Annotated in this window: 10 protein-coding genes and 2 pseudogenes; 5 read left to right on the top strand and 7 right to left on the bottom strand. The window is 57.9% G+C overall.

Annotated elements, in window-relative coordinates; genetic code table 11:
* Positions 1 to 111: 111 nt before the first annotated feature.
* From GA0061101_RS34875 to GA0061101_RS34860, 4 genes are read right to left on the bottom strand one after another with little or no spacing between them, the layout of a single operon-like run.
* Positions 112 to 714: a hypothetical protein gene (locus GA0061101_RS34875; RefSeq protein ID WP_092577060.1), complete on the bottom strand. Its 603-nt coding sequence runs from the start codon at positions 712 to 714 to the stop codon at positions 112 to 114.
* A gap of 10 nt (positions 715 to 724) precedes the next feature.
* Positions 725 to 1,180: a hypothetical protein gene (locus GA0061101_RS34870; RefSeq protein WP_092577057.1), complete on the bottom strand. Its 456-nt coding sequence runs from the start codon at positions 1,178 to 1,180 to the stop codon at positions 725 to 727.
* Between the two features lie 20 nt (positions 1,181 to 1,200).
* Entirely contained in the window at positions 1,201 to 2,946 is a 1,746-nt protein-coding gene (locus GA0061101_RS34865; protein WP_092577054.1) for a ShlB/FhaC/HecB family hemolysin secretion/activation protein, read from the bottom strand.
* Between the two features lie 13 nt (positions 2,947 to 2,959).
* Positions 2,960 to 3,634, bottom strand: coding sequence for an invasion associated locus B family protein (locus GA0061101_RS34860; protein ID WP_092577051.1), 675 nt, complete (start codon positions 3,632 to 3,634; stop codon positions 2,960 to 2,962).
* A 611-nt stretch (positions 3,635 to 4,245) separates the two neighbouring features.
* On the opposite strand from GA0061101_RS34860, the gene GA0061101_RS34855 reads away from it, so the two are divergent.
* Positions 4,246 to 5,745 carry a tetratricopeptide repeat protein gene (locus GA0061101_RS34855; RefSeq protein ID WP_092577048.1) on the top strand — a complete coding sequence of 500 codons (1,500 nt, stop codon included), beginning with the start codon at positions 4,246 to 4,248 and terminating at the stop codon, positions 5,743 to 5,745.
* A gap of 582 nt (positions 5,746 to 6,327) precedes the next feature.
* Positions 6,328 to 8,148, top strand: coding sequence for a hypothetical protein (locus GA0061101_RS34850; protein WP_092577046.1), 1,821 nt, complete (start codon positions 6,328 to 6,330; stop codon positions 8,146 to 8,148).
* Between the two features lie 31 nt (positions 8,149 to 8,179).
* Here GA0061101_RS34850 and GA0061101_RS34845 read toward each other — a convergent pair.
* Positions 8,180 to 8,299 (bottom strand): annotated as a pseudogene (locus tag GA0061101_RS34845) (transposase domain-containing protein); the annotation flags it as partial.
* 486 nt (positions 8,300 to 8,785) lie between these two features.
* Between GA0061101_RS34845 and GA0061101_RS34840 the strand changes: the two are divergent.
* The 3 genes from GA0061101_RS34840 to GA0061101_RS34830 are packed head-to-tail and all read left to right on the top strand — an operon-like array spanning position 8,786 to position 11,411.
* Positions 8,786 to 9,664, top strand: coding sequence for a site-specific integrase (locus GA0061101_RS34840; RefSeq protein WP_245297642.1), 879 nt, complete (start codon positions 8,786 to 8,788; stop codon positions 9,662 to 9,664).
* A complete protein-coding gene (locus GA0061101_RS34835) occupies positions 9,661 to 10,584 on the top strand; it encodes a tyrosine-type recombinase/integrase (RefSeq protein ID WP_092577041.1) in 924 nt (307 codons plus the stop codon). The genes GA0061101_RS34840 and GA0061101_RS34835 overlap by 4 nt, the downstream gene beginning before the upstream one ends.
* Positions 10,581 to 11,411 (top strand): tyrosine-type recombinase/integrase, encoded by an 831-nt coding sequence (locus GA0061101_RS34830; RefSeq protein WP_245297641.1) that lies wholly within the window; start codon positions 10,581 to 10,583, stop codon positions 11,409 to 11,411. Before GA0061101_RS34835 ends, GA0061101_RS34830 begins: the two co-directional genes overlap by 4 nt.
* Positions 11,412 to 11,525: 114 nt before the next feature.
* Here the strand turns inward: GA0061101_RS34830 and istB are convergent, their stop codons facing one another.
* Together istB and GA0061101_RS34820 are read right to left on the bottom strand one after the other, a co-directional pair.
* Positions 11,526 to 12,260: an IS21-like element helper ATPase IstB gene (gene istB / locus GA0061101_RS34825; protein WP_092577038.1), complete on the bottom strand. Its 735-nt coding sequence runs from the start codon at positions 12,258 to 12,260 to the stop codon at positions 11,526 to 11,528.
* Positions 12,261 to 12,265: 5 nt separating this feature from the next.
* Positions 12,266 to 12,443 (bottom strand): annotated as a pseudogene (locus GA0061101_RS34820) (IS21 family transposase); the annotation flags it as partial.

Raw genomic sequence — 12,443 nt, 5'->3', positions numbered from 1 at the left:
TGGCCACGTGATCAACGCGATTTCCGCTTCTGGCTCATCCGGTCTTTATGACCGGCATCGGCCGTTCACTCTGAATCCTCTCGGAAAGCCGACTTGACGGCCGGCATCCCGCTATTTCTTCGTCTGCAACCACTGTTTGACCTGCTGAGTGAAGGCGTTCGACAGCCGTTGCGCCAGAATGTCGTCGGGCCCTGCGGCCGAAGCTGCATTGACGGCCATGGCCACAAATATGCCGAGCCCCTCCCCGCGCATGCCACTGTTACCCGCCGCAATGGGCTGCTCGGCAATGAGATGCCCTGTCTTGGCGTCTTCCAGCCGAACCATCCCCGCAATCCGGCTGTCGCTGTGAATAAGAACACGTCCAGCCTTCGTGGCCAGATCGACCACATGGAGGCTGACGACCAACCGCGCTCGCGTTGGACCACCGGGTAACCCGATCAGCTCCTTCTCCATGGTCCCTTTCAACACGCGTACGACCGTGGCCAATTGTGGATCGGGTTTACCTTCCGTGAAAAGGCCTGTCATTTTGACATCAGGTGCTGTCTCGATGCGGATTTCGCGCACGGAGGTCTTTTGAAGAGCGGCCACAAGCCGTGGATCCGTTGTGACGCAGGATGCGAGCAAGATCATGAGAACAAGGGCGATACCGCCGGAGAGATATCGCATCAGCTGAGCCCCTAAGGCACCGGTTGCAGATAGCAAGCGCAGTTCCATCGTCATCTCCTCAGCCCCCTCTTGCGGCCGGCGCGGTCTTCACGCCGCCGTCGAGCTTCTTGTAGAGTTCGCCCAATTGGGATTTTGGCGTCGCGCACCCTCGCGAACGGGCAATATCCGTCAGTACCTGATTGCGATTGCGCAAGGCGTCGATCTCGATCTTCTCCGGCGATTTAGGATCCATGAAAAACAGGGCCGGCCAGAACAGAAGAACACCCGTGGCGCCGAGGATGACGTTCTTGCCCTGGGCCTGCGAACGCTCCTTGACGGTCGAGAGTATCTGGCGTTCGTTCGCCGCAAATTCGCGATTGATGCCGCTGCACTGCAGTCCGGTATCACCCGCGGTGGTCGATGCGATCGGATGCGCCTCGCGGCCACCGCAACCCGACAGTATGATTGAACAGCTCAAAAGCACTGCTGTGGATAGCGCGAGAGCTTTTCGGTCTTTCATCATTGCGAAACTCATGGTTTTACCCCGTTACACCTTTACCAACGTATTGAAGTACTTACGAAAAGAAGCCCGGAGTCGCGCCGGCTGACCGTGCCGCCGAGAACATCGGAATAACCCATATCGAAATTGACATTGCCGCCGGCGAGCTTGGCGCCGACCGTCCAGCCAAGCATGTCGCCGCCTGCGATCTGGTAGCGGGCCTGGCGTGCGATCCGCCCGTAGTCGAGACCGACATAGGGCCTGAACTCTCCAAGCATCTTCGCCAGTCCGGCATTGTCAGCAAAAGGCTGTGTCCGCCAGACGAGATCGTTGCGGATGAAGAAGCCGTTATTGCCGTAAAGCATGGTCTCGCGCGTGCCGCGCACCGAGGAATAACCGCCGGCCGAGATCTGCTCCGCTCCGAACAGATTGTCGGGCGAATATTGGCCCGTCACGAGCGAGTTGATCTCGAAGTGCTGCTCTGCGATTTGGAACGGCTTCGTGACCGTGATCGTACCCGTGAACTTCGAGAAGCGAGGATCGGCATCCCCCGCCCCGGGATCTCCTGGCGCAACTGCGTCAAAGAGATTGAGCCCCTGGCTGTAGGAGAAATCGAAGACCCAGAGGCCACCGAGCATACGGCGCGAATGCGAGAGGCCGAGATCGCCGACCGTGTATTTGCGGCTGCCGACCTCGATCCTGTTGCCGAGCAGGAAGTTGTTGGTTTCCTTGTAGGTCAGCCCACTGTTGAAGGTGGTGATCGAATCCTTGTCGCGAAGGATTACGCGATCCGCACCGATGCCGACCTGCTTGCTGTCGCCCGACGTCTGCAGCGTGCCGAAATTGCCGGGCACGGAGCTATTGTATTCATACCAGGAGCCGTTCGCCGAGAAGGTCCAATAGCCGTAGGGCACGCTGACATTGCCGGAATAGCTGTTGCTCTTGCCATGGCCGTCATCGCGCCAGGGATAGTCCGGGCCGGTATGTTCGTAGCTGAAATTCCACTGGTCGTTGATGCCGAAAAGATTGTCGTAGCCGGCATTGAGCGACGACTTGGAGTATCCCGTCTGCTCCTGACCGAGATTGCTGTTGCCGAACGAGAGGTGCCAGGGGTGGCTGGGCTTGTTCTCGATATTGAGGATCGAGGTGCCGTCCGTCTTGCCCGGCAGCATCGCCGTCTTGGCATTGTTGGAGGTGAGACGATTGATCTGGTCGAGACCCTGCTCGATATCGCGCAGATTGGTGATCTCGCCCTTCATGCCGGGAAAAGCCGTGGCAAGCACGCCGGAGCCCGCCGCACCGAAGCCCGAAACTGGCTTGCCGTTGATGTAGATGTCAGCAAGCGTGCCTTCGACGGCAACGAGGCGCAGCACTTTGGTCCTGGCGATATCCTGCGCCGGCACATAGACGCGGGAGCTCACAAAACCTTTGTCGAGATAGAGATGCGTCAAGTCGCGCAGCAGCACATTGATCTCACCGACGCCGACGCAGCGGTTCGCGTAAGCCGCCGTGACCTTGTCGATCGCGCCGGCGGAAAACTGCCTGACGCCTTCGACCTCGATGCGGGTAATTGCAAAGCAGGGACCGGCCCTCTTGCCGCCGACCGCCGCCGGCTGCTGAACTTCGGCCGCAGATGGCTTCGGCGTCATCTGCCCCAGGCCCTGCAGCCGCTGCTGCTCAGCCTCCTGCGCTTGCCGGCGCGCGAAGTCGTCGTTGGGCGTCTGAGCGGCCGCCGTGGAAGCCGCGAGAACCGCTGCCAGAAGCCCACCTATGGCGGTCGCCGCACGCGAGATCGACGTCATAGGCTCGCCTCGGTCAGTTCGAAGCGGGCTTTTGCAGTGCGTCCAGCGCCGCCGACAATCCCTTCAGCGAGAACTTGATGTTGACCTTCTGGCCATTCATCATCTGGACGTGCCCGGTGCCATCAGCCGCCTTTAAAAGGGCCGACACCATCTTGGCATCCAGCTTCTGCTGCGCCCAGCAGCCAGCCTGGTTGCAGTTGCGATAGGCAAGCTGCACCACCTGCTTGTCGCCGGCGTCGATGCTGATGCCGGCTGGCAAATACATGTTGAGCGGCACGAGCGTGGTCAGCACCAGTTCACTGGCAGGCTGCTTTGCCGCCTTCTTGTCCGTTGCGGTGGGAGCAGGCACCTTGGCAACCGCCAGCGTCAATATGTTCACATCCTGGTCACCCTGCTTGACTGTCGCGATCTGCGCGACTTCGCAGTTCGTTGTCGCCGAACCGTCCGCTGGCTTGCCATCGATGCAGCGATAGTACCAGTCGTCGAATTTCTGAACGCGTGCCTGCGGTGCTGGCTGCTGTTCGCCTGCCTGGGGAGCTGTAGCCTGAACGGCTCCGCTGCCTGTGGCGGTATTTGCGGCCGGAGCGGGCTGCTCCTGCGCCGCCGCCGAAAATGCAAGCAACGCCGAAGAAAGGAAAACTGCTGAAGTCAGGGTCTCGAAGGAAAAGGTCTTATTGGCGGGGGACATACGAATTACCCAAAGTCAAAGCCATTCGCTTGGGCAAGGCGTACCTTGCTCAATCGGCATATCGGTCAAGAATCAGGAAGATTCACCACAGGGTGGCGTAGCCGATCATGGGCCTGATCCGCTCAATAGCAGATTTCTAAAAAAGTACAGCAAAAAGTAGCAAGAGCAGGAGTGATTCACACGCTCGTTTTCAGATATGCGTGTAAAATCTGCAACACCAACGCTCAATAATTGAATAAAATTGTCGCTCTTGAGGGGAGCTGAACCGACGACCCCGTTATTTCGATTTCTGTTCGTGATGGATTATGTAGCAAAGACAGAGACTTAGCCTGATCGGCATCGCAGTTGGCGGTCTACAACCGGCAGATGGCCCTCGAGTGTCGAGTTTCAGAGGTTCTGACCCGTGTTTTCTCTTGACGTTGATCCATTCAGTCATCGTGAACCAATTGACGAATTTGCTATATCGATATCGTTAGAGGGTCTCGGCGGAATGCAAAACTGGGTGAAATCGCGACGCAAATAAACACGTGGTGCGTATTAACTGATGCTGCATTATCGACCGTTCGGTTCACAATCCCCAGCCAATTATACAGTGTTAACGAGGCAACCGAATGATCTTAAAAATGCGTTTTCTGATGTTCATTGTCATTACCCTATTTGGAAATGCCAATGCTTTTGCGGGTTCGGACGACCTGCCGACCCCGCAAATATGCCCCACGATCGCCGATTGCACCAAGGTGATTGTCGTCGTGAAGGATCCGGTTCAACTCGCGCAGGCGCTTGCTGATCGTTGCGGTATGCAGTTCCACGTGGTTCCTTCACGCATGTCCACCGGGGATTGCGACAAGGCCATCGCGATCGATCCTCGGCTCGTTTCCGCCTATGAAATTCGCTCCCGAATCAGTGGCTATATCGCCCTGACGACGGCTGACCCCACCATCAAGCAGACGGCCGCCAGGCTGGAAGAGGCGGATCTCGACAAAGTTGTCGAACTTGCACCCAACCAAGCCCGCTCGTATTTGCTGCGAGGCCGGAACATGGCATTCACAAAGCACTATGATCTGGCGTTGCAGGATTTTGACAGGGCAGCTTCCCTAAATCCTAAAGACCCCCTCGTCTATCTCTACAGAAGCAGTACTTACAAAGATCTCGGCAAGGACGATCTTGCTCTAAAAGATTGCGACAAATTTCTCTCCATCGCCGCGCCCCGCGCCGACGTGCTGACAATGATGGCCGAGATTCATTTTGAACGCCATCAGCTTGAGCAGGCTCTGGCACTTGCCGATCGCGCGGTAAAACTGAGCGAGGCCGATACCACAGAATTCAAGTTCGATCTCAACAAATCCCTGACGCTCCGCGGTCGCATATATCTTGAGATGGGCGACCAGGAGATGGCGAAAAAGGATTTTGTCGCGGCCGTTGCCGCCGCTCCCAGCGTGGACGAAGCCCGACAGGCACTCGGAGCACTCCTCAATAAGCGTGTTCCATCGGATATGGATTGCCTTTTTGCTGCAGTGAACCCGACCCAAGAATCGCAATTGAAGGCGATCGAAACTTGCACGGATCTCCTCAATGTCGCTGAGAGTACATTGGCAAGAGATCAACGCGCCAGACTTTATATGGCAACAAAACAATATGGTCTTGCGGTCGCCGATTTCAGCAAGCTCATCGAGACTGATCCCAAAAGTAATGGCAACTACCTCTTCAGAGCGCAAGCTTATCACGGCGCCGGCAGGCAAGACCTCGCGTTGGCGGACATAAACAGGCTTATAGCGGCGGGGCATAACACTTTGGATCCGGAGGCATCCCGGCGTGTGAATTTGATCCTCAGGGCCGAAATCCAAATGAGTTTGGGGCAAGATGCGCAGGCGCAGAACGATATTTCCGAGGTCCTGGCAAAGGCACCCCAAACTCCCGACGCACTGGCGATTCGCGCGTGGTTGAAGACACGGCAAGGTAATCTGGCGGGAGCAAAGGACGACCTGGACGTCGCAATTTCCTCAAAGGCATTTATCTTTCGGGGACGATTCACCAAGGTGCAAGATGCATTGGCGCGAGGATTGCAAGCAGAAGCAGATGCCGCGTTCGCAGACGCGTTTCGTGACATCTAGGTGCGACTGCGGGCTATCTACGGCATCCTGTGGTAGTTCCACATCATCACTCAGTCGTAACGATCATTGAATTGCTAGTCGAAGGCGATTGCTTCTTCGAACGTCGGAAATCACGATGATCGAAGGATCCGATTGTGGAAAACCATAAACGCTATTGGCGCTCCTCTTGATGGTAACCGAACTGCGGCCACCTTATTGTGAGGTTCAACGTCCCTTCCCTTTCGATCCGATTGTTGATCGCGGCGGCGCTTGATCTCAGCAGTTCGACCTCCGAATCGTCAAATGTGTCAGCGCCAATTTTCCACGCCGAAACGTGGGACCGCATTGCTTCCGTGCGGCCTGAAAACAGTCTTCGTGCCCGACAGGGAGAGAAAGCTGGTGTCGTCCCCGCACACTTGCGATTTGTGCCCAACCTGGCGCTTAGAGCGCGTCCATATGGCCAACGATCACGGCAACCTCGTCGGCGAAAGGTAAAAGGACTTCTGAACAAGGTCCGATGGTGCCGAAAATTTATGCGATTTAAACCAAGATCAACTACTTAGATTGCTAGTTCCCAGAGATGTGGGATGGAGAAGGCATATCGTGAGTTTCCTGAGGTTTGGAAGCAAGTGGCTTGGGCTAGAGGTCTTTGGACGCAAGGGTCTGGATGATCCGCAGACGTCGGGGCGCGGTTTTGACGAAAGACCTTCGGCCGGCGACAATTCGCCGTTCCAGCGATTCTTCGAGCAATGGGAACGCGAACGCGATCTCAACAAGGTCGCGTCCCACCAACATTACGCGACCTCCAAGGCAATAGAAATCCTCTCGCCCGAGGAACGAGGAGAACTGCTCGCCGACCTTGCAGACAGGCCAGGAATCCATGACGGTAACCGCGATGACAAATCGCCGCGCGAAAAAGCCGCCTACAACGCCACCTGGAATATCTGGCGCCACGATGTCGAAGTACGCAAGGAACACTTGGGTGCGTTGCTTGCTTACCTGCTTGGCAACCCCAACTTTCGCGATAAAAACTATTACGAAGAACAGTTCGGCAAGCTGATGCAGTTGATTGACAGTGCCATTAAGCATGGAGCCTATCTGTCAAGGGGTGATTGCGAAGCCTTGGTCCAGATGGCTGCCGCTGTCCGTAACGGGCACAAAGCCTACGGCAAGGCAGACAAGAAGAAAATGATCGCCCGCGCCGAAAAGCTAGAGAAACTGGCCGGCGTCAAGATCAGCGCCACCGAGTTCTTGATGCAGCGCTGCGAAGGGGCGGAAAACCCTTGGGCGATCGCGAATCGTGACCGCCCGAACGCGCAATTCTGGGCCGACCTGCTTGCCGAAATCACCATTGCGTTGGAAGAAATCCGCGGAGCCACCAAGGGCAACAAGCATCGGTGGCTGCGGGATATCACGGCTTTCGCCGCAGCATGGCCGACAGTAGGAGAGGTTGCCCCCCGGTTTAAGGCATGGGACGAAGGCGGCAAGCCGTTCGCCTCACTCAGCCAGCACAATGGCAAGCGTACTGGATTTACCAACCCAGACGCCTATCGCGACCTGCCGCGGATGATCGCACTTGCTCAGGCCCATTCGCGCTACAACTGGAAGAGCGATCAAATTCCGGGGCTCGACGTGCTTGCCGATCTGGAGAACCCCCAATGGACCGCACTGGTCGAACAATTGATCACCCAGCGCCGCGCCACCCAAGCAACGAAGGCGTGGGAAAGGGATATGCTGGCGCTGTGTCAAACGTTGGGCGTTGAAACGGTCGAGATGAAGCTGCATGATTGGTTGGCACTGTTCCACACCCCCGCGCTTGACATGGCAGTCTATACCGATGTCTGCAATGGCGAACGCTTCGCCGCTGCTATCGATCGTCTCGATGAGGCGCATCCAGACTGGCCCGCACGCCATGCAGGAGAGATCGCTGCACTGGCCCGCGCAGTGGCAATGAAGGTCGCCAGCGGCGATGGAAAAGGAATCTGCGGCGCGCTGCAATCACAGCTGATCAGGCTTGATGACCATGTCTACAAGAACACCCGCGTCACCGACGGCATACTGGGCCTTGCAAAGCCGTCATACAAGCATTCGGACGGGCGCAGCACATACGAATCGCTCACCACTTGGATGCGGCTGAGTGTCGAGAACGAGGAATTTCTGCGCGGCGCGGTATGGCTGGTAGCGCTGATGCCCGATCGGGCGCGAGCCGTCGACGCTTTGGAAAAGGTAGCACAGACGGCGGCGACCTATGTGTGGACCGGCGATGATGGCATGCGGTCGAATATTGTCGCCAACGCCGCCGTCGCCACGTTGATCGCGATGGGCGGAACCGACATTGGCCCGGCAGTGCTACGCCTTTCCAAAGCGATCGAGAACCGCTCGATCAACTCGCCATTGTTCAGGTACCTCAACGGCGACGCCTGAAACTTCAGCGTAAGCGACAAGCTGGGGCCACTCAGGCGGTATAGTTCCACGGCATGAGGGCTTCGATTTCGGTGTTGGGCCATGCCTTCGCAAGGCGCTCAAGCGTCTGTCTGAGCCAGGCCTGCGGATCGACGTTGTTCATCTTTGCAGTTTATGCCGACCGTCGAACTATGCCGAACGAGCAGGTTTATGCCAACGTTTTTCGTGACAAAGCAGTAGCAGGATCGGCATAGCTTAGGCTCTCTCCGTCGCAGTTGACGCAAAGGAGAGCCCTATGAACGCAAGTGACTATTTGAAGCGCAGCACGCTGTATCGAAAGCTGATCCACGGGCCGCATGGCAAGTTTGCCCAAGTTTACGCCGCCAGGTTGTCGAACGAAGGCTTGGGTCGGCCATGTACCTGGCGATCGCTGAGCCTGTTTCGAGAGCTGATGGACTGGCATGTTGGCAGCGGACATGAGCCCCAGGATTTAAGCGAAGGTCACGTTAGTCGGTTTTTCGAGCACCGTTTCAAACACTGGAGACCTGACGCGGGCGACCGATCAGCTCTCCGCCGCTTACTCTCTACATTGCGGCAAGAAGGTTTGATATCAGCCGCCGTTCCGATTGAGCGCACGGAGCACGAGCAGATTGTCGATATGTTCGCAGCTTATCTCTCGAATGAGAGAGGGCTCGCCGCCTCAACGGTGGAAAGTCACAAGCTGCTGTCGCATCGATTTCTGATGGAGATCTGTCCGGCCGGCGCAGACGAGTTTGCAGCGCTCACCCCGGAGATCGTCATCGGCTATGTCGAACGACATGCGCTTGACGGTTCCGCCGACAGTGGCAAAGCCATGTGCGGAGTTGTGCGTGCGTTCTTGCGCTATTTGCATCTGAAGGGTTTCATCTCGACGCCGCTCGCTGACTGTGTGCCGTCCATCCGCCGCTGGCGACTTGCCGGCCTTCCAACATTCCTGCCGCCCGAGAAGGTCCAGAAGGTTCTCGATGCCTGCGATCGGACGACGGCAATGGGCCATCGGGACTATGCGGTTCTGATGATCCTCGCCAAGCTCGGCTTGCGCGCCAGCGAAGTTGCGACCCTCAATCTTGACGATATCGACTGGCAGTCGGGCACGATTCTCGTACACGGAAAGGGGCGGCAACAAGCAACGATGCCGCTGCGTCACGACGTCGGAACAGCGATCGTGGCTTATATCCGGCATGGGCGCCCCGCTTCGGCGTGTCGGCGAGTTTTCTTGCGAACTCTTGCGCCGCATGTGGGTTTTGCCTCCGGCTGCGCCATCACGATGATCGCAAAGCAGGCACTCGAACGGGCGGGCATTGACGGCTATGCGCATCACGGCGCCCATCTTTTCCGCCACAGCCTTGCAACCGACCTTTTGCGGTCGGGCGCCAGCTTTGCCGAGATCGGTCAACTGCTCCGCCATCGAAGCATCGACAGTACAAGGATCTATGCCAAGCTCGATGTTGAGAAGTTGCGCGAACTGAGCCTCCCCTGGCCGGGAGGTGTCCAATGAGCCGGCTTCGCACCGCGTTTGAGCGCTACATCGGCATGCGCCAAGGGCTGGGATACAAATATGACGGTCCGGCAAAACGATTGTCGGGGTTCGTCGCTTTCATGGAGGCCCGCGGCGCCGAGACCATTACGGCGGACCTGGCAATGGAGTGGGTCACCTCGATGGGCCGGCAGCCGAGTTGGTCAATCCGACTGGCTGATGTGCGCTGCTTTGCCCAGCACCTCAGTCATTTCGATCCTCTGACGGAAGTGCCACCGAGCGACGCAGTGCCGCCGGCACGGCGCACAAAGCCCTACATCTATAGTGAAGTCGAGATTCAGGCGCTTCTGGCGGCAGCACTGTCGTTGCCGCCGGCCAACGCCCTGCGGCGCTGGACATATCACTGCCTGTTCGGGCTGATAGCGGTCGCCGGACTGCGCCATTCCGAAGCGCTCGGCCTACGCCGGGCCGACGTCGATCTCGACCAGGGCGTCCTCACCATTCGCGAGACAAAGTTCGGCAAGACAAGGCTGGTGCCGCTGCATGCCACGACAGTCGCTGTATTGTTGGACTATGCCGCCCGACGCGATGCACACCTTCGTACGCCTCGTAGTCCCTATTTCTTTGTCGCCGAACAGGGCGGCAGATTATTGCATCAATACGTGCACCGCGTGTTCTGGCGACTATCCCGGCAAATCGGATTACGGCAGGAGGGGAAACGAGATGGTCCACGGATTCATGATCTTCGCCACCGTTTCGCCGTCCAGACCCTGATCAACTGGCATCGGGCTGGCGAAGATGTGGAACGCGAGCTGCCGGTTCTCTCAACCTTCCTAGGCCACGCCAATGTTCGCGACACCTACTGGTATCTGTCCGCCGCGCCGGAACTGATGAACCATGCCGTCCGGCGATTGGATAAGCGCTGGGAGGCTCGGTCATGAGACGCACGAACGACCTGGCCGTGCTGATCGAGCGGTGGTTCACAGATCGGCTCATGAAGCATCGAGGTGTCAGTCCCAACACCATCGCCTCCTACCGCGACACCTTCAGGCTCCTGTTTGCGTTCGCACAGACGCGCCTTGGCAGGTCCCCATCTCAGTTGACACTACGGGATATAGACGCTCCTTTCATCGGCGCATTCCTGGAGAACCTTGAGACAAAGAGATCCGCCTCGGTGAGGACCCGGAATCTCCGCCTTACAGCCATCCGATCCTTCTTCCGATATGCAGCGTTCGAGGAGCCGGCACATAGCGCTCATATTCAGCGTGTGCTCGCGATCCCCAGCAAGCGATGTGATAAGCGGCAACTTCAGTTTCTAACCGGGCCCGAGATTGAAGCGATCCTGGACTGCACTGATCGAAGCACGTGGCTGGGACGCCGCGACTACACTCTGCTATTACTGGCCGCCCAAACCGGGCTTCGGGTCTCGGAGATCATCGACCTTGACCGAGATTCGGTAATGCTCGGCCGCGGTGCGCATGTGCAATGCATCGGCAAGGGCCGCAAAGAGCGAAGTACGCCGCTCACAAAGGTTGCCCAGCAAGCCCTCCGGTATTGGCTCAAAGAACCAGGGAAGCGAGGCGCAACGGCTCTCTTTCCAAACATGCACGGTGGCCGGCTCAGCGCCGACGGCGTGCAGGCACTGCTGAACAAATATGTCGCCAAAGCGCGCGAGCACTGCCAGTCCCTTCGCTCAAAGCGGGTGTCGCCGCATGTCTTACGGCACTCCGCTGCCATGGAGTTACTGTCAATCGGCGCGGAATGTTGACCCCTTATCGGCGTCCAATCTTCACCCCCCTGTAGACGACGAGCGCTTGGCCTGCCCGGCGCTGGCCGGGGTTGCAGAGGGTAGGCCAAGTGCGGGTGATGGGTATCTTCGGCTTTAGCTTTGAGAGCGGTTTTTGAAGCGCCAGGATTCGTTTCCGGTCTCAGCGATCTCGCAATGGTGGGTCAGCCGGTCGAGGAGCGCCGTCGTCATCTTGGCGTCGCCGAACACCGTCGGCCATTCACCGAAGGCCAGGTTTGTCGTTACGATGATTGAAGTGCGCTCGTAGAGCCTGCTGATCAGGTGGAACAGGAGCTGGCCACCGGCTTGTGCGAACGGCAGGTAGCCGAGTTCATCGAGGATGATGAAGTCGAGGCGATTGAGGTAGTCCGCTGTTCGTCCCTGCTTTCCGCTGCGCGTTTCCATTTCCAGCCGATTGACCAGATCAACGACATTGAAGAAGCGGCCACGCGTTCCGTTGCGGATGAGAGCACGGGCAATTGCAATGGCCAGGTGGCTCTTGCCTGTTCCCGTGCCGCCGACGAGAACGACGTTGCGCTGATCGGCGACGAATGTGCCGGTAGCCAGCTCTCGCACCAGGGATTCATTGACGGGCGTATTGGTGAAGTCGAAGTCATCGATGTCCTTGGCCAGTGGCAGCTTGGCGATACTGAGCTGGTAGCGAATGGACCGGGCCTGCTTCTCGGCGATCTCCGACTGCAGGAGGTCACCGACGATGCGCGGCGGTTCGTGTTGCCGTTTGATGCCATTGCCCATGACCTCGTCGTAAGCGCTGCGTATTCCGTAGAGCTTCAACGTGCTCATCAGTTCGAGAACCTGTGTGCGTTCCATCAGCTTGCCCTCCTGAGCCTGTCGTAACGGGCGCAATCGGCGACCGGCTCATGGGTCAATCGAAGCGCATCGGGGGTTTGAAGAGTGATGGCAGGCGCAGGGTCACGACTGCGAGCCAGGATATTGATGATCACCGAGGCAGAGCAGACGCCGTGATCCACCGCCTCCTGGCAGGCCGCATCG

Source organism: Martinezella lusitana (assembly GCF_900094565.1).
GTDB lineage: Bacteria > Pseudomonadota > Alphaproteobacteria > Rhizobiales > Rhizobiaceae > Rhizobium > Rhizobium lusitanum.
This window is presented reverse-complemented; position numbering and strand designations above follow the sequence as displayed.

What these genes read in the sequence shown, in the direction of transcription:
- GA0061101_RS34835 (WP_092577041.1), top strand. Translation starts at nt 9,661, where the DNA reads ATGAGCCGGCTTCGCACCGCGTTTGAGCGCTACATCGGCATGCGCCAA.
- GA0061101_RS34875 (WP_092577060.1), bottom strand. Translation starts at nt 714, where the DNA reads ATGGAACTGCGCTTGCTATCTGCAACCGGTGCCTTAGGGGCTCAGCTG.
- GA0061101_RS34840 (WP_245297642.1), top strand. Translation starts at nt 8,786, where the DNA reads ATGTTCGCAGCTTATCTCTCGAATGAGAGAGGGCTCGCCGCCTCAACG.
- GA0061101_RS34860 (WP_092577051.1), bottom strand. Translation starts at nt 3,634, where the DNA reads ATGTCCCCCGCCAATAAGACCTTTTCCTTCGAGACCCTGACTTCAGCA.
- GA0061101_RS34830 (WP_245297641.1), top strand. Translation starts at nt 10,581, where the DNA reads ATGAGACGCACGAACGACCTGGCCGTGCTGATCGAGCGGTGGTTCACA.
- GA0061101_RS34865 (WP_092577054.1), bottom strand. Translation starts at nt 2,946, where the DNA reads ATGACGTCGATCTCGCGTGCGGCGACCGCCATAGGTGGGCTTCTGGCA.
- GA0061101_RS34855 (WP_092577048.1), top strand. Translation starts at nt 4,246, where the DNA reads ATGATCTTAAAAATGCGTTTTCTGATGTTCATTGTCATTACCCTATTT.
- GA0061101_RS34870 (WP_092577057.1), bottom strand. Translation starts at nt 1,180, where the DNA reads ATGAGTTTCGCAATGATGAAAGACCGAAAAGCTCTCGCGCTATCCACA.
- istB (WP_092577038.1), bottom strand. Translation starts at nt 12,260, where the DNA reads ATGGAACGCACACAGGTTCTCGAACTGATGAGCACGTTGAAGCTCTAC.